This window comes from Anoxybacillus sp. FSL W8-0382 (assembly GCF_038003845.1).
Lineage (GTDB): Bacteria > Bacillota > Bacilli > Bacillales > Anoxybacillaceae > Anoxybacillus > Anoxybacillus flavithermus_G.
In genome coordinates, this window is record NZ_JBBOPX010000001.1 from 746,102 (window position 1) to 767,763 (window position 21,662).

The 21,662-nt window shown below is 41.3% G+C and carries 21 protein-coding genes; 18 read left to right on the forward strand and 3 right to left on the reverse strand.

The genetic code is table 11. The features are described 5' to 3' along the window. Nucleotides 1-42 precede the first annotated feature (42 nt). Together NSS60_RS03915 and NSS60_RS03920 are read left to right on the forward strand one after the other, a co-directional pair. Nucleotides 43-1,347, forward strand: a complete 1,305-nt coding sequence (locus NSS60_RS03915) for a bifunctional folylpolyglutamate synthase/dihydrofolate synthase (RefSeq protein ID WP_192950914.1) — start codon at nucleotides 43-45, stop codon at nucleotides 1,345-1,347. A 58-nt stretch (nucleotides 1,348-1,405) separates the two neighbouring features. After that, nucleotides 1,406-4,192 (forward strand): VWA domain-containing protein, encoded by a 2,787-nt coding sequence (locus NSS60_RS03920; protein ID WP_340720652.1) that lies wholly within the window; start codon nucleotides 1,406-1,408, stop codon nucleotides 4,190-4,192. A gap of 35 nt (nucleotides 4,193-4,227) precedes the next feature. On the opposite strand, the gene NSS60_RS03925 is transcribed toward NSS60_RS03920, so the two are convergent. The 3 genes from NSS60_RS03925 to NSS60_RS03935 are packed head-to-tail and all read right to left on the reverse strand — an operon-like array spanning nucleotide 4,228 to nucleotide 6,987. Beyond that, nucleotides 4,228-5,832, reverse strand: coding sequence for a hypothetical protein (locus NSS60_RS03925; RefSeq protein WP_192953450.1), 1,605 nt, complete (start codon nucleotides 5,830-5,832; stop codon nucleotides 4,228-4,230). Between the two features lie 17 nt (nucleotides 5,833-5,849). Then, nucleotides 5,850-6,419, reverse strand: coding sequence for a PulJ/GspJ family protein (locus tag NSS60_RS03930; RefSeq protein WP_064214447.1), 570 nt, complete (start codon nucleotides 6,417-6,419; stop codon nucleotides 5,850-5,852). Then, on the reverse strand, nucleotides 6,403-6,987 hold the full coding sequence (locus tag NSS60_RS03935; RefSeq protein ID WP_340720653.1) for a type IV pilus modification PilV family protein: 585 nt from the start codon (nucleotides 6,985-6,987) through the stop codon (nucleotides 6,403-6,405). Before NSS60_RS03935 ends, NSS60_RS03930 begins: the two co-directional genes overlap by 17 nt. Before the next feature lie 88 nt (nucleotides 6,988-7,075). Between NSS60_RS03935 and NSS60_RS03940 the strand changes: the two genes are divergently transcribed. The 16 genes from NSS60_RS03940 (at nucleotide 7,076) to NSS60_RS04015 (ending at nucleotide 21,657) form a co-directional block, all read left to right on the forward strand. Continuing rightward, nucleotides 7,076-8,263, forward strand: coding sequence for a hypothetical protein (locus tag NSS60_RS03940; RefSeq protein ID WP_164875841.1), 1,188 nt, complete (start codon nucleotides 7,076-7,078; stop codon nucleotides 8,261-8,263). Beyond that, on the forward strand, nucleotides 8,260-9,006 hold the full coding sequence (locus NSS60_RS03945; RefSeq protein WP_004889219.1) for a PRC-barrel domain-containing protein: 747 nt from the start codon (nucleotides 8,260-8,262) through the stop codon (nucleotides 9,004-9,006). Before NSS60_RS03940 ends, NSS60_RS03945 begins: the two co-directional genes overlap by 4 nt. A 13-nt stretch (nucleotides 9,007-9,019) precedes the next feature. After that, nucleotides 9,020-10,282, forward strand: a complete 1,263-nt coding sequence (locus NSS60_RS03950) for a VanW family protein (RefSeq protein WP_340720654.1) — start codon at nucleotides 9,020-9,022, stop codon at nucleotides 10,280-10,282. Beyond that, a complete protein-coding gene (locus NSS60_RS03955; RefSeq protein WP_340720655.1) occupies nucleotides 10,279-11,940 on the forward strand; it encodes a GspE/PulE family protein in 1,662 nt (553 codons plus the stop codon). Before NSS60_RS03950 ends, NSS60_RS03955 begins: the two co-directional genes overlap by 4 nt. Before the next feature lie 15 nt (nucleotides 11,941-11,955). Next, nucleotides 11,956-12,990, forward strand: coding sequence for a type IV pilus twitching motility protein PilT (locus NSS60_RS03960; RefSeq protein WP_340720947.1), 1,035 nt, complete (start codon nucleotides 11,956-11,958; stop codon nucleotides 12,988-12,990). 6 nt (nucleotides 12,991-12,996) lie between these two features. Further along, entirely contained in the window at nucleotides 12,997-14,208 is a 1,212-nt protein-coding gene (locus tag NSS60_RS03965) for a type II secretion system F family protein (protein WP_340720656.1), read from the forward strand. Nucleotides 14,209-14,287: 79 nt separating this feature from the next. Further along, nucleotides 14,288-14,857 (forward strand): prepilin-type N-terminal cleavage/methylation domain-containing protein, encoded by a 570-nt coding sequence (locus NSS60_RS03970; RefSeq protein ID WP_340720657.1) that lies wholly within the window; start codon nucleotides 14,288-14,290, stop codon nucleotides 14,855-14,857. A 39-nt stretch (nucleotides 14,858-14,896) separates the two neighbouring features. After that, nucleotides 14,897-15,646 carry a prepilin peptidase gene (locus tag NSS60_RS03975; protein ID WP_340720658.1) on the forward strand — a complete coding sequence of 250 codons (750 nt, stop codon included), beginning with the start codon at nucleotides 14,897-14,899 and terminating at the stop codon, nucleotides 15,644-15,646. A gap of 12 nt (nucleotides 15,647-15,658) precedes the next feature. Next, nucleotides 15,659-16,627, forward strand: a complete 969-nt coding sequence (gene pilM, locus NSS60_RS03980) for a type IV pilus biogenesis protein PilM (protein ID WP_340720659.1) — start codon at nucleotides 15,659-15,661, stop codon at nucleotides 16,625-16,627. Continuing rightward, the gene (locus NSS60_RS03985) at nucleotides 16,611-17,192 is read left to right on the forward strand and encodes a PilN domain-containing protein (RefSeq protein WP_192949486.1); all 582 of its coding nucleotides are present in this window, start codon (nucleotides 16,611-16,613) and stop codon (nucleotides 17,190-17,192) included. The genes pilM and NSS60_RS03985 overlap by 17 nt, the downstream gene beginning before the upstream one ends. Beyond that, the gene (gene pilO, locus NSS60_RS03990; RefSeq protein WP_088223696.1) at nucleotides 17,189-17,815 is read left to right on the forward strand and encodes a type 4a pilus biogenesis protein PilO; all 627 of its coding nucleotides are present in this window, start codon (nucleotides 17,189-17,191) and stop codon (nucleotides 17,813-17,815) included. The genes NSS60_RS03985 and pilO overlap by 4 nt, the downstream gene beginning before the upstream one ends. A gap of 12 nt (nucleotides 17,816-17,827) precedes the next feature. After that, the gene (locus NSS60_RS03995; RefSeq protein ID WP_088223697.1) at nucleotides 17,828-18,277 is read left to right on the forward strand and encodes a type IV pilin protein; all 450 of its coding nucleotides are present in this window, start codon (nucleotides 17,828-17,830) and stop codon (nucleotides 18,275-18,277) included. Nucleotides 18,278-18,383: 106 nt separating this feature from the next. Next, nucleotides 18,384-19,160 (forward strand): SPOR domain-containing protein, encoded by a 777-nt coding sequence (locus NSS60_RS04000; protein WP_064214438.1) that lies wholly within the window; start codon nucleotides 18,384-18,386, stop codon nucleotides 19,158-19,160. A gap of 116 nt (nucleotides 19,161-19,276) precedes the next feature. After that, nucleotides 19,277-19,846 carry a Maf family protein gene (locus NSS60_RS04005; RefSeq protein WP_035018494.1) on the forward strand — a complete coding sequence of 190 codons (570 nt, stop codon included), beginning with the start codon at nucleotides 19,277-19,279 and terminating at the stop codon, nucleotides 19,844-19,846. A 28-nt stretch (nucleotides 19,847-19,874) separates the two neighbouring features. Further along, nucleotides 19,875-20,549, forward strand: coding sequence for a RadC family protein (gene radC / locus NSS60_RS04010; RefSeq protein WP_003396335.1), 675 nt, complete (start codon nucleotides 19,875-19,877; stop codon nucleotides 20,547-20,549). An 85-nt stretch (nucleotides 20,550-20,634) separates the two neighbouring features. Continuing rightward, on the forward strand, nucleotides 20,635-21,657 hold the full coding sequence (locus NSS60_RS04015) for a rod shape-determining protein (protein WP_003396333.1): 1,023 nt from the start codon (nucleotides 20,635-20,637) through the stop codon (nucleotides 21,655-21,657). Nucleotides 21,658-21,662 lie beyond the last annotated feature (5 nt).

Sequence of the window (21,662 nt, forward strand, 5' to 3'; positions counted from 1 at the left end):
TTTGGATTCGTCTTTCACTTTAGTAAAAGGGGGATTTTTTTCATGGTTCGTACATATAAAGAAGCAGTTGAATGGATTCATGGACGGTTAAAGTTAGGGGTCAAACCGGGACTTAAACGAATGGAATGGATGATGGAGAAGCTCGATCATCCAGAGCGTCGCATCAAGGCGATTCATGTCGGTGGGACGAACGGAAAAGGATCGACCGTTTGCTTTTTACGTCACATTTTACAAGAAGCAGGCTATCGTGTCGGGACATTTACATCGCCGTATGTGGAGCAATTTAACGAGCGAATAAGCATCAACGGCCAACCGATTAGCGATGTCGATTTGATTAAACTTGTGCAAATCATTCAGCCTTTAGCAGAGGAGTTAGAACAAACGGAATTAGGCGGGCCGACAGAGTTTGAAGTCATTACCGCCATGGCGCTTTATTATTTTGGCAAAATGAACGTGCAAGACGTCGTCATTTTTGAAGTAGGACTTGGCGGACGCTTAGATTCAACGAACGTTATTTATCCGCTTTTATCGGTGATTACAAACATCGGTTACGATCATATACATATATTAGGGAATACACTTGAACAAATTGCGTTTGAAAAAGCGGGAATTATAAAAGCTGGCGTCCCTTTGATTACTGCGATCGATCAGCCTAAAGCGCTGCGTGTCGTACAAGAAAAAGCAGCATCTGTGCGGGCAAAAGTATACGTCATTGACCGTGATTTTACTGTTTTTGCTCATGAACCAACAACCGATGGAGAACGTTTTTCATTACAAACACCTTTCGCTTCATATGACGATGTGACAATAACGATGCTCGGTGCACATCAAGTGAAAAACGCAGCGCTTGCGCTGATGGTTGCCGACTATTTACGTACGTATTATTCGTTTTTGATTGAGCGTGAACATATGTACAACGGCATTCGAAAAGCAGCATGGCTCGGGCGATTTGAAAAAATGGATGAACGTCCACTTATCATTATTGATGGGGCGCATAACGAAGAAGGCATCGATAGCCTCGTTGCGACAATAAACGCTCATTATCCGAATCGCAGTGTACACGTACTGTTTACAGCGTTAGGGGATAAACCGGTTGCTGCGATGATTCGAAAGTTAGAAACGATTGCCGAGACGATGACGTTTACAACATTTGATTTTCCGCGTGCCCTTTCTGCTGAGCAACTAGCTGAACAAGCGACGCATCGAAACGTTCAATGCGCAACTGACTGGAAACAATGGCTGAAAGAAAAGCGAAAACAAATCGCAACTGATGACATCATTTTAATTACAGGTTCACTTTATTTCATCTCAAATGTGCGAAATTTTATAAAAAATAAATATAACTAAACGAGAGATTGTTGGTATAATAGATAAAAAGTAGGATTTTTGAAAGGGGGAGAGGTAGGTGAGGAGAAGCTTGCTACATTTCTTTTTTGTTTTCTCTTTTGTTATCCTCTTCAGCTGTTATTTTCCTGTACTGGGTCACGCTCAGACATCTCCGTCATTAGATTTCACAGTTGTTCCGTCCCAAAATGAATATGCAAAGCCTCCTAATGAGGATGCTAAGGGACGGCTGGATATAACCATTACTCCAAAAGGAAAAATTGATAACATCGTTCGCCCGCCGATTGATGTCGTGTTTGTTTTTGACATCTCCGGCTCAATGGATGAATTGGGAACGGATCCTATGAAATTTCAAAGTGCTAAACAGGCATTAGCTTCGTCTATACATTATTTCAAGGCAAATGCTAATCCAAGTGACCGATTTGCTCTAGTCCCCTTCTCAGATGGTGTTAAGTATGATCGAGTTGTTCCATTTCCATCGGGTGTGTATAATGTTTCATCCCACTTAGAGACTATTTTAAAAACAGCCAATGGTTTAGTTGCTGGAGGGGGAACAAACTACTTAGCTGCGTTGCAAACAGCTCAGTCCTTTTTTGATGATTCTACTCGAAAAAAATATGTTATATTTTTAACTGATGGTAAGCCAACGGTATCAAAGGTAAAGGAAGAAGTGACATATAATAACCAGACAGCCAATTTAGATGTTGAATATAGATTGTTTAGTAATGGTATAACCTCTGAGAGAGTGATCTACTATCCAAGTGGAAGACAGTCAACTTTATCACGAAATTCAACAGATTATGCAAAATATAAAGAGAAAATACGTAGTCATGCGTTGAATATGTCTAAGGAACTTGGTAGTAGTAATGTCACACTTTACTCGATTGGATTCGGAAATAATCGAGATGTTGACTTAAATTATCTAGAGCGGTTATCGGCGATAACTGGTGGGATTGCCAAACAAGGCACAACACAAAACTTAGTAGAAATTTTCCGGGAATTTTCAAAACTTGCAATAGATCCAGTATTGTCAGGGACAATTCGCATTCCTCTTCATTCGTTCGATGGAAAGGTGCAAATTTTTGAAAATGGTAATGTATGGATTGATGATACTAAGACGAATGCTTACATTTCATTTAACGTCAATTATAACGTTGGTCAGTCTACACCTTCCCCAATAAATGTATCTGTGCCGATCGCGTTCAAGGAAAAAGGAACATATACGCTGAATGCAGAGATGGTTTATAGGGATGTGTATGGTGTAACACAACCGTCTATTAATAAGCAAGTTACGATAGTAGTAAAGGATGAAGTTCCACCGACATTTGACGGAAAAGTAGAGCTTCAAGGGGTTTCCCACGATGTTAGCGCCCTAATTAAATATGGAAATACTAACGGTGATTCTAACCAATTTGTTGCACGATATACGCTAATTCCTAGTGGCTATGTTGGAAGTGGTAAGTCAGGCTATTTAAGCAATATAAAAATTATTCAACCGCTTCCACAAGGAGTAACAACGGTGGCTTCTTCTCAAAATGTTAATGTTTACACTAAGGACGGTACAATGTATGCGGAACTTTTGTTTCCAGATAAGAAAGTTGATTATACAGAACTGAATAATACGTCGTTGAATGTTGATTTAAAATTACAGGTAAACTGGGCGATGGATGCAGTGCAATTGCCTCGGGCGACAGTTTCTTTTGAAGATAGTATCTATGGTCTAAGATCATCTGTATTGCCAATAGCTTCAAAGTTAATCGGGATGAAGGTGAGACTTTTAGAGTTCCCAAACATTTATTATGAAGGAGATAGCCGAGGACTCGTTTCTAAATGGCAGACACTTCCATTGACAACGAATTTGATTGCTGAAACGAAGCATCCTAATGATTATGGGTTACGAATGTTGCCAATCCAGTCATTATCGTTTAAGCCGGACAGCGACAATTATATTATTTTGGTAACTTACAAGGATGGCGAATCGGTTGAATTAAATCTTAAACCTCAGTTAAAAATATTGAAGTCTGACAACGTAGAGATTCCAAGTGGATCTGTGGTAACAGAGCCTGTGAAGGTTCGTATTGTTGGATTTGTGGCAGGTGAAAATGTTTCTTATCAATATCAAATGGCTAACTTAAAGCAAAATATCAATTGGAGTTCACTAGTTGAGCCGTATGAAATTCCGATTACTGTTGACGGTTTAACGACGATTTCTGTTAAGTCATTTGGTGGATTTACAAAAGAGCCTAGCCTCTCATCTGTTTCTGTGACATACAACAAGTTGATTAGTAGCATCAGACTTGAGTACAATAGGGAGATGAATGTGGGAGATGAGCAGATTATTCGACCAGTCATTTCTCCAATTGATGCAACGAACCAGCAGTTACAGTGGAGTTCAAGTGACCCGAATATTGCTACTATTGATCAACAAGGAAAAGTGGTGGCGAAGAGAACAGGTGTTGTGAACATCACAGTTAGAACATTAGATGGAAGTAATTTGTATGAAAGTGCACAAATTCGAGTCATAGATCCTATTGTTTTGCTAGAAGGAATTCGTTTTAAACGTTCGATTTTGTATGTAACAGTTGGCACGAAGGTTTACCTCAATGAAGAAATTGAATTCATACCGGGTAATGCAACAAATAGAAAAATTGATATGAGTTCGAGCTCTCCAAGTTATGTTGCTGTTTTTGAACAAAACGAAAAATGGGTTTTAGAGGCAAAGGAGTTAGGATATGCAACAATCACGGCGAGAGCTAGAGATAACGAGAGGATTTCGGCATCTATGCTTGTCATTGTAAGAGATGGGGATTTAGGAGATGAGTTTGAAGATAAAAGGAATAAATGGTAAAAAGCAGACGCGAGGGTTTAACTCGTGTCTGCTTTTTATTTTACGCTTAATTCATCAATAATTACATGCAACCTTTTTGAAAATGGAAGACCTAATCCGCGAGCGATCAAGACGTTTTTGTCGTGTCGAATGATAAAACGTGATTCGGACACATTTGTGAGTGTTGGATCGGAATTAGGAGGTTCTGACAGCGATGTTACCACTCCGCGATAAGCGTTTATGGTCACTCCCTCGCTGAATCCATCAGCGATTGTTTGTTCACTATTTCCCCTAGCGAACAATCCTCCTTTAATATTGATATACGAACCAACTGCATAAATTACAGCATTGCTCTCGGTATAGAAGTACCCTTGAAGATTTTCTTTTTCGAAACTGAAGCTGTTATTAAAATCATTCACTCGATAAAGCTCTAGACGTCCTTTTGAAAGAATGACAACTTGTTCATTATCTAGACCTGAAATATTGGTATCATATATTGACGTTTTCCCTGTCACGTATATTGTAGAAGCAAGCTGTACTCCGGATTTTCCATTTATAATCAAATCCCCAAACACAATGATGTTTCCCTTAAACTTACTGTTGTTTCCTAAATATAGATCCCCATCTACAATAAGCCATTTGTCTTCTAAGTTAAGCTCTTCGTTTTCAAACACATAGGAAGGAGCAGATTGTAGAACGATAGATTTGCTATTCTGGTTGTTTTTAATAAAGTCTTTAAAAAGCATGACATCATCTACAAGAGAAAAAGCCTTGTTTTCTTTAAGCTGATTAAAAAGATGTTCTGGATCCCCTGAATTTTTAATGTAATTCGCATACTCATAGCTAAAAGGTTCAACTCCAGCTGCTAGCAATAGTTTATCCTTTAGCGTCCATGAGAAATCCACGTCAATAAAATCTTCTGTCTCCTTTTGAATAAGAAGAGAAGGTGGTAGCTCATGTTCTGAGTAATTTAGCAATGAGTACTCGAATCTATTGTTATTTAGGTTGTAGCATACTCCTTTTTCATATGTGCATCCATAACGATTTCCATTGGCGAACAGTATGCTTTTTTCGCTCGTCGTCGGGAACGTCGTTTGAACCGAATAAAGCGTAGAGTTGTAAATATAATTGGCTACGTTTGTGACGTATATATCTTTTCCTGCGTATATGTCCCCGTCAATATAAGCCCCACCATTTAACGTCACATTTTCTCTTGAACCGAGGGCGTATTTTAAAAAGCTCGGTGCATTTGTAATAATTACTTCACGTGATACCGTTTTTTTTCCGTATGGGGCGGAGATGCGAAATACGCGCGTAAATAATTTATTGCGATTGCGTGCGATTCCTTTTGCATCGGTGATATCTTCAATTGTGACGCTATGGCGTTTCATGAGTTCACTTAAAAAGCCAGTTTGTGCATTTCCTAAATCGAGGTCAAGCTGCGTTGGGGTCGATAGCGGCAATGTTTCAACTTTCGCTTTTAACTCCGCTACTGTTTCTTCTACCGATTTTACAGCTTCGTGGAGCGAGGCGACATCTTCTACGCGCACTTGTGTAAATTTCGCTTGATATATGCTTACTGATACAATCGTCAAACCGATTACAAAAAAGACTGTAACGGTTAACATCACGAGCACAAGACTATATCCTTTTTCGTTCATATGTGCTCCACCCCATTTCAAAATCCGAATTTTGTTTCTAATGTGAAAGGTTCAATATATAGCGGATCATTTGGATCGCGATGGTCTTCGTCTTGCACCGATAAGCGAATCGTAACGACGCCGCTTTTACATATGTTTTGATGTTCTCGCATGCATTTGTATTGAAATTCAGACTGTTCGGGAACGATACGTAAATTGGATGGCGTGACTTGTTTCCCATTTATAAGTAATGTCTCGTTTTTTTTATCTATCATGATTTGTAACGTTTGATCTGCTTTTTCTTTCTCTTCGACGAGCCCTGTACTCGTATCAATTTCTTTTTTCATTCGATTGACGAACGTGAGCGTATAGTCGTTTGATTCATCCTTCTTTAAGCCGTCTGGAGCAAGGGCATATAGTTCGTTAAAAATCGTTGTCATTAATATATCCGCTTCGCTTCGTAGCTGATTTTCAATGCCGATCCGTTTATACGCTTTCGTTCCGGCTGTAAATACGCCATATGCAGAAGCGGCAATAATCGATGTGATCGCTAAGCCGACAAGCAATTCAATAAGCGTCAGTCCACGTTCATTAGCGAATACTTTCATTGGCGATCACTCCTTTTAAGACGATCAGTTCGTTATTTGAACGGACAGTGACATATAAACGAAGTAAGTAGTTGCTGACGTCTTCGGCCATCTCTTTCTCTTGTTGGATCGTTCGTTTTAATTCGTCAGGAAATTCGTTTGGCGGGTTCGTTTTGATTTCTGACCATATCGTTTGATTGTACGGAATAATCCAAGCTTGTACGTCTTCTTTATCGTATGTGACGTTGTTTACTGTCGGTGAAAAAACGGCTTTACATACAGTTTCGTCCGGGAATATGGACGTATTTGAACATGATGAAGCATCTAAACGAATAAAAGGTGTTTGTTTCGGATCGTTTACATATGACGCAATTGGTTGAAAATCGAGACGTGCCATATAATGAACGACCCCACGCGCGATATTGACAGCAACCGTTTTCGATTGATTATATGTTGTGTATGTCATCGCGTTTGTAAAAAACATAAACATGCCGCCCATAACGAATGATAAAATAACAACGGATAATAACACTTCAATTAACGTAAATCCACGTTCATTATAAAAAATATTTATTTTCTTTTGACACATTTTCCTTCCCCTTCTTTTAAAATACATAACTTTATTATACAATATGTTAGAGTTAGGTGTTGTATCATTTGCGAATGGGGGGAACGATTTGCCATATTTATTTTTCGCTATCTTTTTTCTCATATTAATCCCCATCTATATGCGGCTGCCTTTTGGGTGGACAAAAAAAGGAGTAGCTCTTTTATTAGCGGTCGCTTGTTTATTAAGCATGTTTGGGATGATTGCGATCGAGCAATTTCCACTTTGGCAAGCCTCATTATTCCTTTTTCTTTTAGTCATTGCAAGCACATATTTACTTGAACGAAAGCTCGGTCATTTATTTTATGTACGCATTCATGAACATGATTTAATTGTTGAAGGCGACGAAAAAGACGAGCAAGAAAACGAACTACCGTCTGCTATAGAAGAGGTGGTGGAGCAACAAAATGAGGAGATTCGACAAGAAGAAATCGAAAACGTCGATGAGGAATGGTTTCAAAGGGAATGGCCTGAAGAAATTGAACAACAAACCTCTATTGAACCGCTCCGAGAAAATGACTTCGATCATATGATTGAGCCGATAGAAAGTGTAGATGACGTCATTGAGCCGTTACGTATGGTAGACAGTGACGATACAAGTGTAAACGAAACAACCGAAGACGTGGCAGAACAACAGTGGCTTGATTTGCTCAGTGAAGAAAATATGGAGATCATACATGATCAAAATGAAATGAAGGAAGAAAAAGATAGTCAGCTACTCGACATCGAAACGATTGCTGTCGTCGAAGAAACAAGTGAGCATATGGTAGATGAATCGTATCGCATCGAGCCGATTGTAGAAGACGATGATATACATACGGAAGCGAGTGCTGATATGGTAGAAGAACAAGAAAGTATTCAAAGCGTTGAGGAAGCAGTAGAGCAAGTGAGCGAAGAAGAACAAGGAACGGCCGATGATGAATGTGTAACAGTAGAAGAAAACAATGAAGAAGTGCATATGCTCCCGAGACCGTTCATGAAAAATTTACTCGCTTCTTTACACGCGATGCGTCCATTGTTGTCGGACGAACAATATGAACAGCTTATTCATAAACATTTACATCCTCGCTTACACGAACAAGATTATTACACATTTGCGAATGTATTAATGGAGCATTACGTTGCTTCAAAACAATATGAAAAGCTATATGATGTTGCTAAACAATTGTACGGGCAATATGAGCTTTACCCGATGATCCAACAACAATTAGCACATATGATACATTATGCTGAACAAAAAATGGGGTGGAAAAAATGAAAAGTAGTACACAAGTTATCGGTCTTCCAGTCATTAGCATTCAAAATGGTGTTCAACTTGGGCAAGTGAAATCGCTCGTTGTAAACCCAGAAAAAGGAACGATTGATTTTCTAATCGTTGATCAAGAAAATTGGGAAATTAGTATGAAAGCGATTCCGTTTCGCCATATCATTGGGATTGGTGAATTTGCGGTAACAGTAGAGGAAGAAAAAGCTGTTCTTGATTTAAACGTCATTCCGATTGCAAATGAGCTTGTCAACAAAAAAATTGCGATTAAACAAGCGAAAGTAATGACGAGAAAAGGACAATTGCTTGGGGAGGCAACAGAGTTTTATATCGATGAAGAAACAGGGAAAATTACAGGCATTGAAGTACAAATCGGATCGGATGTTCGTATCGTTCGTGCCGATCACGTCATTACATATGGAAAAGAGTTGTTAATTGTTCATGAACATGCGCAACAAGAACTCGTCTCCAATGTTGACGCGTTATTGTCTCTAAAAGGAACACAAGTCGAGCCGCTCATTAAACAAATGCTTCCAGAAACGGTAGGGAACGAGCTAGATGAATTGCGTCAAAAACAAATTGAGATGTTAACAGGAAAACGATTATTAAAAGATATTGTTGATGCAAATGGTCAAGTGTTGCTTCCAAAAGATACGGTGTTGACGAAAGAACATGTGATTCGCGCGCAAGAAGAAGGCCCAGATGTTGTAATTGAGCTGTCGATGAATGTCGAGTAAGGAGGCGTATGTCATGCGCCAAAACGTTTCGCTAAAGTTGTTTTTTACGTTGCTTTTGACCGTTTCATATTTACTGACAACTACAAAAGTGGCGACGTGGGCGTACGAGTCGTTTGCTGGCGGGGACAAATTTGCTGAAGGGACGATGATTGGTCCGATCGATGTATCGAATCGTTCGGCTGATGAGGCGTATAAACAAGTGAACGAAAAAGTGAACGAGTGGAAGCAATCAGCAACGATGACGCTCGTGCTAGAAGGAAAAGAAGCGACGCTGCCAACGAATGCGTTTACATTTCATATCAAGGAGAGCATGAAACAGGCGGTAAGCGGAAAGCGCACCCCTCTCCTCGTTTCTGTTGATCATGAAGCGTTACAACAGGCGATCACTTCCATCGACGCATTAAGCGATTGGATGGATGTTGAAAAAGTAAAAGCTCAGTTAGAACATGAGGCTGCTTCCCTTACATCTGCTCAACTATCGCTTCAGCAATACGTTCGGGAAGATATGCAACAAGAAACGGTTTTATCGCAAGCCACGATTCCATTGCATGAAGAGCTTCGTGCAATATCACAAACAGCAATGACAATTGAGCCAAAGCAAATATTTTCTGTTTTGGACTTTTTCAAAAAACAAGGTTTAAGTATATCTAAAGAAGCGATGACGTTATTTGCATCTGCACTATATGAAGCGATAATACCGACAAATTTTGAAATTGTTGAACGGCATACGAGCGCCGTATTGCAAAACGGAGTGAAGGCAGGGTTTGAAGCGGCTGTTGAACAAAATAAAAAAGACTTTATATTTTTTAACCCGAATGATCAATCGTATACGATCGAAGTAAGAGCGGAAGATGGACAAATGAAAGTTGCCTTAGTGGGAATTCCGTTTATTTACCAATATGCAGTAAAAACAGATCCAATTGAATATTATGATCCGAAAACAATTGTGCAATATAGTGCATTGCTGAAGCCGAACGAAAAGCGGGTAAAAGAAGAGGAAAAAAAAGGAATGCTCATTCGTTTGTATAAAGAAGTGTACGACCGCAACCACACATTAGTCGAAACGGTGCTCGTTTCGGAAGATTTTTACCCGCCGATTCATCGTGTGGAAGTGCGTGGATTACGGTCCGAGACAAGTGAGACACCAAATGAATCACCAGCACCCAATGAATCATCAACACCAAACGAAACGCCTTCAACAGAACTAACAGAGCAAGAAGACATATGGGGAAATGAAAACGAGCAAATCAAAGGAAATGAGGATGAGACCTCATGAAAAAGCAAGAACGAAAACGATTAGGTGATTTGTTAATTGAAGCGGGGCTCATTACGAAAGAACAGCTTGAAGAGACGTTAAAGGAAAAAGCGCCGGGGCAAAAGCTAGGCGATGCGTTGTTGCAACGTGGCTATATTACAGAACAACAATTAATTGAAGTATTAGAGTTTCAGCTCGGTATTCCACATGTCAGCTTATATCGTTATCCAATTGATCCGAAATTAATGAACCTTGTGCCGAAAGAATTTGCGAAACGAAATATGCTTATTCCTTTAAAGCAAGAAGGAGATCGTTTATTTGTTGCGATGGCAGATCCGATGGATTTTTTTGCGATCGATGATTTGCGCCTGTCGACAGGTTTTCATATCGAAGTGGCCATTGCCTCAAAGGACGATATTTTACGAGCCATTAATAAGTATTATGATATTGACGACACGGTTGAAGAGTTTTTAAACATCGTTCCTCAACAAGAGCCGCGTGAACAAGAGAACATTGTCGAAGATGATTCGCCGATCGTAAAGCTTGTCAATCAAATATTACAAATGGCTGTTGAACAGCGAGCGAGCGATATTCATATTGACCCGCAAGAGACGAAAGTCGTTATTCGTTATCGCATTGACGGAATTTTACGCACGGAGCGGGCGTTGCCAAAACATATGCAAGGAATGTTAACGGCGCGCATTAAAATTTTAGCGAATATGGATATTACGGAACATCGTGTCCCACAAGATGGGCGCATAAAAATGAATATTGATTTTCATCCTGTCGATTTGCGTGTATCAACATTGCCGACCATCTATGGCGAAAAAATCGTTATGCGCGTCCTCGATTTAGGGGCAGCGTTAAATGATTTAAATAAGCTCGGTTTTAATAAAGTTAATTTACAACGGTTTATTCAACTCATTGAACAGCCGACAGGCATCGTGTTAATTACAGGACCGACTGGTTCGGGAAAATCGTCGACACTTTATGCCGCGTTAAACCGTTTAAACGGAGAACATGTGAACATTATTACAATTGAAGACCCTGTCGAATATCAGCTTGAGGGGGTGAACCAAATCCAAGTCAACCCAAACGTCGGAATGACATTTGCGGAAGGGCTGCGCTCCATTTTACGTCAAGACCCGAACATTATTATGGTAGGGGAAATTCGCGACCGGGAAACGGCGGAAATAGCTATTCGTGCGTCGTTAACAGGACATCTAGTGTTAAGCACGCTGCATACGAATGACGCATTAAGCACGGTCGCGCGTTTAATTGATATGGGCGTTGAACCGTTTTTAGTTGCAACATCGCTATCTGGTGTTGTGTCGCAACGTCTCGTGCGCCGCGTTTGTCGAGATTGCCAAGAGGAACATGAACCGACGAAGCGGGAGGTGGACATTTTTGCTCGCCGTGGTTTGAAAATTGAAAAAGTGATGCGCGGTCGTGGCTGCCCAACGTGCAATATGACCGGATATAAAGGGCGTATTGCCCTGCATGAATTAATGGTCATGTCTGATGAAATGAGAAAGGTCATTTTAAATGGCGAACCGCTTTCGAAATTGCGTGAAATAGCGATAAAAAATAAAATGATTTTTTTAATTGATGACGGATTGTTAAAAGTGAAACAAGGGCTGACGACAACAGAAGAAGTGTTGCGTGTAAGCATTGTATAAGGTAAGGTGATGAGCATGAAACAAAAAGTAGATGCGATGTTGCGTGCTGCATTTGAATTAAAAGCATCCGATATTCATTTAACGGTCGGTATTCCTCCGATTTTTCGCATTAACGGAGATTTGAAACGATATGGGCAAGATGTATTGTCGCCAACCGATACAGAACAAATGGCAAAAGCGATCGTTCCAGAGCATATGTGGACGCGCTTTGAAACAGACGGCGAATTAGATTTGTCATATAGTCTTTCAGGCGTTTCACGTTTTCGTGTGAACGTATTTAAACAACGTGGATGTATATCGTTAGCCATTCGTATCGTACCGACGAAAATTCCAACGCTTGATGAACTGCAATTGCCGGACGTATTAAAAAAGATGGTGGCGAAACCACAAGGGCTCATTCTCGTCACGGGGCCGACAGGGAGCGGAAAATCGACGACGTTAGCCGCGATGATCGATTATATGAACAAGACGATGCGCAAACATATTATTACGCTTGAAGATCCGATTGAATATGTGCATAAGCATGACAACTGCATCATTGATCAGCGCGAAGTCGGAACGGATACGAGCAGCTTTGCAAACGGGTTGCGCGCTGCTCTTCGCCAAGACCCTGATGTCATTTTAGTCGGGGAAATGCGCGATTTAGAAACGATTCAAACGGCAGTGACTGCTGCTGAAACGGGGCATCTTGTTTTCGGGACGCTTCATACGTCAAGTGCCCCTGCGACGATTGACCGAATTATTGATGTATTTCAACCAGAACAACAGGCACAAATTCGCATTCAGTTGGCGACAGTTTTAGTTTCCATTATTTCACAACGACTATTTCCGCGTGCACAAAAAAACGGAAGAATTGCAGCGACCGAGATTTTAATTAACAATGCAGCCGTTGCGAATCTAATTCGCAACGGGAAAATTCATCAAATTCCGAGCGTTATGCAGACGAATCGCGCGCTTGGCATGCATACACTTGAGGCGAACATTAAAGAGCTTGTCCAACAAGGACTGATTGCAAGAGAAACGGTTGAGCCGTACTTGCAGGAAGGATGATGACAAATGGCGCAATTTCGCTATGAAGCGCGTGATATGCGCGGACGAGTAAAAAAAGGGACGATCGTCGCTCCATCGCGGCGAGATGTCATCATGAAGCTGCGTGAGCAACGGTTAAAAGTGATTGACGTACAAGAAGTGCCGCAAACGTTGTTAACGAAAGAAATTACATTCGGTAACCCTGTGAAGCTGCAACATTTCGTTATTTACTTGCGCCAATTTGCGACGCTTTTAAAAGCGGGAGTGACGATTGTAGATGCTACGCGCATTTTAGCGGAACAAACGGAAAGTAAAGCGTTAAAAAAAGCGCTCGCTCACATTGAGGAACGATTAAGAAGCGGTCAACCGCTATCTACAGCAATGACTGATCATCCGAACATTTTTCCACCGCTCGTCATCAATATGATTCGCGCAGGGGAAGCGAGCGGGAGTATCGATGAAACGCTAGAGCGATTAGCTGATCATTTTGAAAAAGTGCACCGCACGCGGCAAAAAATTGTTTCCGCTCTAGCGTATCCGATTGTTGTCGGCATTATTGCTGTGATTGTTGTCATCTTTTTACTCGTCGGTGTCGTTCCAACATTCGTTTCAATGTTTGCAGATTTTGGTGCGGATTTGCCGAGCATTACGAAGTTTGTATTACGTGCAAGTGAAGTGATGCAAACGTATTGGTGGGGCGTTCTTCTTTTGTTGCTTAGCACGTATGGGGTACTGATGCTGCTGAGAAGGCAAAAAAAGACGAAATATTATTTAGATGTGATCGTATTACGCATGCCGATTTTCGGTGGAATGATGCAAAAAGCGGTGCTCGCCCGCATGACGCGCACGTTAAGCTCGTTATTTTCAAGCGCGGTACCGATTTTACAGGCGCTTACGATCGTTGAAGCAGTCGTTGAAAATGAAGTTGTTGCTCGTGTCATTCGCACATCGCGTGATGCGCTTGAGCGCGGAGAATCGTTAACGGAACCGATGAAACGACATTGGGCGTTCCCCCCTCTTGTAACACAAATGATTGCGATCGGAGAGCAAACGGGTTCACTTGATGCGATGCTTGCGAAAGTTGCCGACTTTTATGAAGCGGAAGTCGAAGCGGCGACCGATCGGTTAAAATCGCTTATTGAACCGCTTATGATCGTCTTGCTTGCCGGCGTTGTCGGGACAATCGTCACATCCATTTTAGTCCCGATGTTTGATATATTTAATCACATTCAACAATAAAATAGCACTTTACAACTAGATTGTTAATGTTGTAAAATGATGAGAGAGAGATTATAAAAAATTGCAAAGGAGAGGAATTATGTTAAAAAAATTGATTCGCAATGAAAAAGGTTTAACGTTAATTGAGTTATTGGCCGTTATCGTTATTTTAGGGATTATTGCAGCTATTGCAATTCCGAGCATCGGGGGATTAATTGACAACTCGAAAAAAGATGCGCACGTAGCAAACGCCCAGCAAATGATTAACGCAGCAAAAATTGCTGTAACGGCGGATAAAAGCCTTTTACCAGCTGAAGGAAAAGGAAAGGTTGTTTCACTTAAATACTTGGAAGATAATGGGTATTTAGAGAAAATTAAGGATCCAGACAAAACAGAAGAAGGATACGTGGAAAATGTACCAAACTATAATGATACTGCAGATCCACAAGTATCAGACGACTTAAGTTTAGGTGGGCAAGGAGAAGTTAATCAACCATCTTCTGGTTCTTATGTTGTTATAGTAAATAAAAATAACAAGTTATCTTATAGTGTTAAGCTTGTTAATAAAAAGCGAGGAGTTCAAACAGGTGGAACAAGCGGAGCAGCAGGTAAAGCAGTAGCAGGTGAAGCAGTAAAGGAAGAAGATTTAAAACGTTCAGAAGTTCGGTAATTGGATAAATTAAAATTTTTTAGCTTAGAGTGATCGCATATGTTGTTTTTTATTTCTTTCCTCCTCGGTCTTTTTCTTGGCTCATTTTATAATGTTGTCGGGCTAAGGGTGCCGAAAGGGGAGTCGATTGTTGCGCCGCGTTCGCATTGTCCGCATTGTAAGCGAACGTTAACGGCGTTTGAATTAATTCCGGTCGTGTCGTATGTGTTACAAAAAGGGAAATGTCGCGCATGTTCGGCGCGCATTTCCTTTTTTTACCCATTCGTTGAGCTGTCCACAGCGATATTGTTTACGCTTGCCCCACTTTTTGTCGGTTGGTCAGCAGAAATCGTCGTTAGTTGGACGCTCATTTCTTTATTCGTTATTATTTTCGTTTCAGATGTGCATTATATGGTCATTCCAAATCGTATTTTGTTGTTTTTTGCCCCACTTCTTCTCATTGAGCGTCTGTGGTTTGCGCCACTTACTCCGTGGTGGGATAGTTTGCTCGGTAGTTTTGTTGGATTTATGATGTTGTTTCTTATTGCCCTTGTGAGTAAAGGTGGAATGGGCGGTGGAGATATTAAACTATTTGCAGTGATCGGTTTGGCGCTTGGGGTAAAATTAACGGTTTTAGCATTCTTTTTATCGACGTTCGTTGGAACGATGTTTGGTCTGATTGGCATGGCAATAGGGCATGTGAAGCGTGGCGAACCGATGCCGTTTGGACCAGCCATTGTTGTTGGTACGCTGATCGCCTATTTTTTTGGTGAAGCGATGATTGATATGTATGTAAAGGTTATGATGTAAGGAGAACAAACTATGCGGCTTTTTTCGATGAAAAATAAAGTGGGCAACATTGTCATAAAAGACCACGTCATTCGCTATGTAGAGCTAAAACAACAAAAACCGCTCGTCTTGCATACGTGCGAGGAATGGCCGCTTCCAGAAGGGATTGTGTGCGACGGAAAAATTGTTAATGAAGAACAGCTTACCGAAGTGTTAGAACAATGCGTGGACGAATGGAAAATAAAACGTCGCCGCGTTCGTTTTCTCGTTCCTGATCCGCTCGTCGTCATTCGAAAAATATCGTTGCCAAAAGACGTGGACGTCGAAGATATACGCAGTTATTTATTTATGGAAATTGGCGCGACCATTCCACTTCCGTTTGAAGATGCGGTATTTGATTATGCGGTGCTTGAAAAAACGAAAGAAGCGCTCCACGTTTTATTATTTGCAGCTCCAGAAGCAAACGTGGTGCAATATGCAGAACTGTTTGAAGCAGTTAAATTAAAACCGATTGTGGCCGATATTTCTCCGCTTAGTTTATATCGCTTATTTTACAAGTTCGATTTAGCGAACGACATCGATCACTTTTTATTTGTTCAATTTGATTTATCATCGTTAAACGTCAGTGTATTTCATCAGCATCGTCCGATATTTACTCATCAGTTAGCATTTGATTCACAATGGACATATTGGGAAAAAACGAATGAAGGATGGAAATGGTTAAAAGAAGGTGAGCCGGAGTGGCAGCTTGAAGACGTATATAAAGAGCTCGAGCGTGTCATGAACTTTTATCGTTTTTCATTGCAAAAGGGCGAAGCGCAAATTACGCGCATCGTTATAACCGGCGATCATCCACTCATTCATACGTTTTCCCATTTGTTACAAGAGCGGCTTGATGTTGTTGTAGAAATGTTAACGTTGCCGCTTGCGATTGACCCAGCTTACTACTTACCAATCGGACTCGGATTAAAAGAGGGTAATGCACATGCTGGTAGAAATTAATTTATTGCCAAAACGTGAACGGAAATCTCAAATCATCCCAATGATATCGATTGTGGTAGCTGTTTTATTGATCGTTGGCGCGACGACGTTTTATTTTATCGTTCAGCGTATGGAACAGCAAATATCGCAATTAAAAACGGAGCTCGATCAAACGAAAGCGCTACGCATCGCCGAAGAAGAAAAACAAAAAACAAAAACGAACGCATCCGTTGGCGCACAGTTGCAAGAAGCGATTCGATGGGCGGAACAATATCCTGTTCATACGGTCGCGCTTTTACATGAATTGATTGAGCGATTGCCAGAGCGCGGCTTTTTAATGAGCATTTCGTACGCCCGTGATGGTGCCATTCAACTAACGGCCCAATTTGATACAACACGTGAAAGCGCTGCTTATTTACAAGCGTTAAAAGACGCCTCGTTTATCGCTGACGTAAAACTAACGAGTTTAACAGCGGTAGAAGGGAAGGCGGAAGAAGAAGGAACAATGCCGCGATACATCGGACAATTTTCGCTTCAGTTAAATATGGAGGAATGGAAAAAACAGCAACAAGGAGGGGAAACATGAGAAAGGCTTTAATGATTATCCTCTCTCTTTTGTTGCTTATCGTGCTGTCATTTGCGCTTTATATATATGTGTACAAACCGCTCGATGATCGGCAAGAGCAATTAAAAACGGAATTACAAACGGAAAAAAAGTTGTTACAAACGTTACAAAGTAAACAAACGCCAGACGAGTTGCGCGTCAGCATCGTGGAATTGCAAAAACGGGTTCCCGTACAACCGTTCGTTGAACAATTTTTATTAGAAATCGAAAAAGCGGAAGCGGTATCAAATAGCATCGTGCTGTCGCTTTCATTTCAAGAGGGCGAACAAATCGAAGGAGCTCCAACACCTATTCAAAAATTGACGGTCAGCATGTCTGTTCGTTCTCCTTCGTACTTTGCACTTGAACAATTCATCGACGTACTAGAGCGATCGAAGCGCATCGTTTCTGTTGATTCATTATCGTTTACCGGATATGAAGAATGGACGACAGTGATGGATGAAGTGCCAGAGCTGTCTTATTCCCTTACGGTTTCAACGTTTTACGCACCAGAATTGCGTCAATGGATTGAGCAATTGCCACCGCTTGACTTACCACAACCGAGTGAAAAGCGAAATCCATTCCCTTCACTAACGGATCAATAAGGGGTCGGTCGGATGCAAGATGAGCGTGGAATGACGTTAATCGAACTGTTAGCTGTCGTTGTGATTTTGAGTATTTTAATGATGATTGCGACCATTTCTGTCATTGAGGTAATAAAAAAGTCGCGCGATCAAGCGTTTGTTGCGACCGCGTATTCGCTCTATGAAGCGGCACGTCTTCATGTCGGCGCACAAAAGGTAGAGTTTTTAACGCCGAATCAAAGCGAAACATTGACGTACAAACAATTAGTCGATGATGGGGTGTTTGAACCGATCATTGATCCGTATACGTCAAAGCGTTTGCAGCCGAGCGATGATTCGTACGTCATTGTGACAAAACAAAGCGACGGTACGATCACATATGCCGTTTGTTTAAAAGGGGAAACGAAGCAAATTTGTAAACAAAACGGCGTGCCTGTCGATCAATTGTCGGTACGTGACATTCAAGATCGACAAGACAAGTAGTGCGAAATTTGACGAAAACCTTCCGCAACGAGACGACAAATGTCTCGTTTTTTTTTTCTTTTTTTGTGTTACGATGGGCGAAGAATGACAGCGGGAGGGGAAAAAGATGGACAAGCCAGCGAAAAAAGCGATTATTATTAAAGTGAATGGCAAAGAACAACCGTACACGACTGCGATGAGCGCGTTACCGCAATGGTCAAGTGAGCAAAATGAGGAACAAAGCGAAGAACAACATGATTTCATTGAATGGGATAAACAATATAAAACAAAACGATCACCTTGGCGCTCCTTTCTGTTCGCGATTGCTTTAGCAGTCGTTCTTGGGACAAGCTTTGGCTTCCTTGTGTTAACAATTATTCCGACAGCAGAGAAGACAGCATCGCCAGCGACGTTGCAACAAGAACAAAAAGAAGAAGCCCCGATTGCGCAACGAACGGAAACGGTTTTTGTCATTCAAGGTGGAGTGTTTCAAGATGAAAAAGCAGCGAATGTATATGTACAAAAAATAAAGGCACAACAACGTCCGAGTGTCATGATTGGAAAACAGCCTGTTTATGTATTTTTAGGCATGGCATTGACAAAAGAGGAGGCAAAGCAAATCGCAAGTTTATACGAATCGCTCGGCATTGACACATATGTGAAAGCATGGAATGTATCCATCGACGAAAAAGAAAGTGAACCTTTTGTGATGGCCGTGTCCGCTATTAGTCGATTATTAAATGGACAGCAACTTCAAAATGAACAATGGAAACAGCTACAATCGTATTCACCTCACAATGAGCAAGTGAAAAAAGCATATGAAGCGCTTTTTACTTTTCGTCAATCAAATGACCAAAAGCAATTATGGAAAGCTCAACAACATATATTACACGTTTTACAATAAGAAGCGATTTGCTTCTTTTTTTTTCTTTGTCGAACTGTTGTATATTGTGTATAAATTTGGTACGATACAAGTGTATCTTCCTTGAAACAAACGCTCATGACAGAAAGGTGATGACGATGCAACTTGTGTTAGCTTCTAGTTCTCCTCGTCGAAAACAACTTCTTCGTATGCTTGGACTTCCGTTTGACATCCTCGTTAGCGATGTCGATGAATCATTCGATGACGACCTATCCCCAAGTGAAATTGTGCAGCAGCTCGCGTATAAAAAAGCGTATGCGGTATGGCAACAAGCAAGCGATGCGTGCGTCATCGGTGCAGATACGATTGTCGTATGTGAAGGAGATGTGCTTGGAAAGCCAGCGAGCGAACAAGACGCCTTTCGCATGTTAAAACGTTTATCAGGGACGACGCATGAAGTATGGACAGGTGTAGCGATTTGCACGAAAAAAGAATGCGTCACATTTGCTGAGAAGACGGATGTCACATTTTGGCCGCTCACAGATGAAGACATTTGGGCGTATATTGCGACGAAAGAGCCGCTTGATAAAGCGGGGGCATATGGCATTCAACAACGCGGGGCACTTTTCGTTCAAAAAGTGAATGGGGATTATTTTTCCGTTGTTGGCTTGCCGATCGCTAGGCTTGCCCGCGAATTAAAAAAATTCGGATTTTACCCATTTCGTTAAAAAACGGTTAAAATAGAGGGGGGAACGTATGCTTATTCGTCATGTTCCGCCCGATGACCGTCCGCGTGAACGCTTGCTTTCTGAAGGACCGCAAAGCTTATCAAATCAAGAACTGTTAGCGATATTGCTTCGCACGGGGACAAAGCAATATTCTGTTCTCACACTTGCACAACATTTACTCACCCATTTCGAAGGACTTCGTCAGCTAAAAGATGCGACTATCGAAGAAATGACAAGCATTAAAGGAATTGGAAAAACAAAAGCTATTCAAATTATTGCAGCGCTTGAACTCGGTCGGCGCGTACACCAAATGCAATATGACGATCGTTACGTCATTCGCTCTCCAGAAGATGGTGCGCGATACGTCATGGAAGATATGCGTTTTTTAAGTCAAGAACATTTCGTTGTGTTATATTTAAATACGAAAAATCAAGTGATGCATAAAAAGACGGTATTTATTGGCAGTTTAAATGCGTCGATTGTTCATCCGCGCGAAGTATATAAAGAGGCGATAAAACGTTCGGCAGCATCGATCATTTGTATTCATAATCATCCGTCAGGAGATCCAACACCGAGCCGGGAAGATATTGAAGTGACGCGCAGGCTCGTAGAATGTGGTCGTCTCGTCGGTATTGAGCTACTCGACCATTTAATCATTGGTGATAAAACGTATGTTAGCTTAAAAGAAAAAGGATATGTGTAAATCATTCTCTTTTTATCACAATTGCGTTATAATAAATTGTCATGAGTTTTTGAAAGCATTTTGTTTCAGAAAGGAAGATACGAACATGTTTGGCATTGGATCAAAAGATCTCGGAATAGATTTAGGTACGGCGAATACGCTTGTTTATGTGAAAGGAAAAGGAATTGTGTTGCGCGAGCCTTCTGTCGTTGCGCTACAAAAAGATACGAAGCAAATTGTTGCGGTCGGTAATGAAGCAAAACAAATGATCGGGCGCACGCCAGGAAACGTAGTTGCGCTTCGTCCGATGAAAGATGGAGTTATTGCCGATTATGAAACGACAGCCATTATGATGAAGTATTACATTAAGCAAGCAACGAAAAACAGCGGATTGTTTGCTGGAAAGCCATATGTTATGGTTTGCGTTCCATCGGGGATCACCGCAGTAGAAGAGCGTGCCGTGATTGATGCGACGAGACAAGCTGGGGCTCGCGATGCTTACACAATTGAAGAGCCGTTTGCCGCGGCAATCGGTGCGAACTTACCTGTATGGGAGCCGACAGGAAGCATGGTCGTCGATATTGGGGGTGGCACAACGGAAGTCGCTGTCATTTCTTTAGGTGGCATTGTAACGAGTCAATCCATCCGTGTCGCTGGCGATGAAATGGATGAGGCAATTATCCAGTATATTCGCAAGACGTACAATTTAATGATCGGGGAGCGCACAGCGGAAGCGATTAAAGTCGAAATTGGCTCAGCAGGCAATCCAGAAGGAATCGGAAGCATGGAAATTCGCGGTCGCGATTTATTAACAGGTTTGCCAAAAACGATTGAAATTCACGCAGAAGAAATTGCCGAGGCGCTGCGTGATACTGTATATGCTATTGTTGATTCCGTAAAAAATACGCTTGAAAAAACGCCACCAGAACTTGCAGCCGATATTATGGATCGCGGCATCGTGTTAACAGGTGGAGGAGCGTTGTTACGGAACTTAGATAAAGTCATTAGCCAAGAAACGAACATGCCGGTCATTATTGCCGAAAACCCGCTCGACTGCGTTGCGATTGGTACAGGAAAAGCGCTTGATCATATTCATTTATTTAAAAATAAAGCGCGAGACCATCGCTAATGCAT

Coding starts and splice junctions, on each gene's coding strand:
- NSS60_RS03915 (WP_192950914.1), top strand. CDS start 43: ATGGTTCGTACATATAAAGAAGCAGTTGAATGGATTCATGGACGGTTA.
- NSS60_RS03925 (WP_192953450.1), bottom strand. CDS start 5,832: ATGAACGAAAAAGGATATAGTCTTGTGCTCGTGATGTTAACCGTTACA.
- NSS60_RS03930 (WP_064214447.1), bottom strand. CDS start 6,419: ATGAAAGTATTCGCTAATGAACGTGGACTGACGCTTATTGAATTGCTT.
- NSS60_RS03935 (WP_340720653.1), bottom strand. CDS start 6,987: ATGTGTCAAAAGAAAATAAATATTTTTTATAATGAACGTGGATTTACG.
- NSS60_RS03945 (WP_004889219.1), top strand. CDS start 8,260: ATGAAAAGTAGTACACAAGTTATCGGTCTTCCAGTCATTAGCATTCAA.
- NSS60_RS03950 (WP_340720654.1), top strand. CDS start 9,020: ATGCGCCAAAACGTTTCGCTAAAGTTGTTTTTTACGTTGCTTTTGACC.
- NSS60_RS03955 (WP_340720655.1), top strand. CDS start 10,279: ATGAAAAAGCAAGAACGAAAACGATTAGGTGATTTGTTAATTGAAGCG.
- NSS60_RS03960 (WP_340720947.1), top strand. CDS start 11,956: ATGAAACAAAAAGTAGATGCGATGTTGCGTGCTGCATTTGAATTAAAA.
- NSS60_RS03965 (WP_340720656.1), top strand. CDS start 12,997: ATGGCGCAATTTCGCTATGAAGCGCGTGATATGCGCGGACGAGTAAAA.
- NSS60_RS03970 (WP_340720657.1), top strand. CDS start 14,288: ATGTTAAAAAAATTGATTCGCAATGAAAAAGGTTTAACGTTAATTGAG.
- NSS60_RS03975 (WP_340720658.1), top strand. CDS start 14,897: ATGTTGTTTTTTATTTCTTTCCTCCTCGGTCTTTTTCTTGGCTCATTT.
- pilM (WP_340720659.1), top strand. CDS start 15,659: ATGCGGCTTTTTTCGATGAAAAATAAAGTGGGCAACATTGTCATAAAA.
- NSS60_RS03985 (WP_192949486.1), top strand. CDS start 16,611: ATGCTGGTAGAAATTAATTTATTGCCAAAACGTGAACGGAAATCTCAA.
- pilO (WP_088223696.1), top strand. CDS start 17,189: ATGAGAAAGGCTTTAATGATTATCCTCTCTCTTTTGTTGCTTATCGTG.
- NSS60_RS03995 (WP_088223697.1), top strand. CDS start 17,828: ATGCAAGATGAGCGTGGAATGACGTTAATCGAACTGTTAGCTGTCGTT.
- NSS60_RS04000 (WP_064214438.1), top strand. CDS start 18,384: ATGGACAAGCCAGCGAAAAAAGCGATTATTATTAAAGTGAATGGCAAA.
- NSS60_RS04005 (WP_035018494.1), top strand. CDS start 19,277: ATGCAACTTGTGTTAGCTTCTAGTTCTCCTCGTCGAAAACAACTTCTT.
- radC (WP_003396335.1), top strand. CDS start 19,875: ATGCTTATTCGTCATGTTCCGCCCGATGACCGTCCGCGTGAACGCTTG.
- NSS60_RS04015 (WP_003396333.1), top strand. CDS start 20,635: ATGTTTGGCATTGGATCAAAAGATCTCGGAATAGATTTAGGTACGGCG.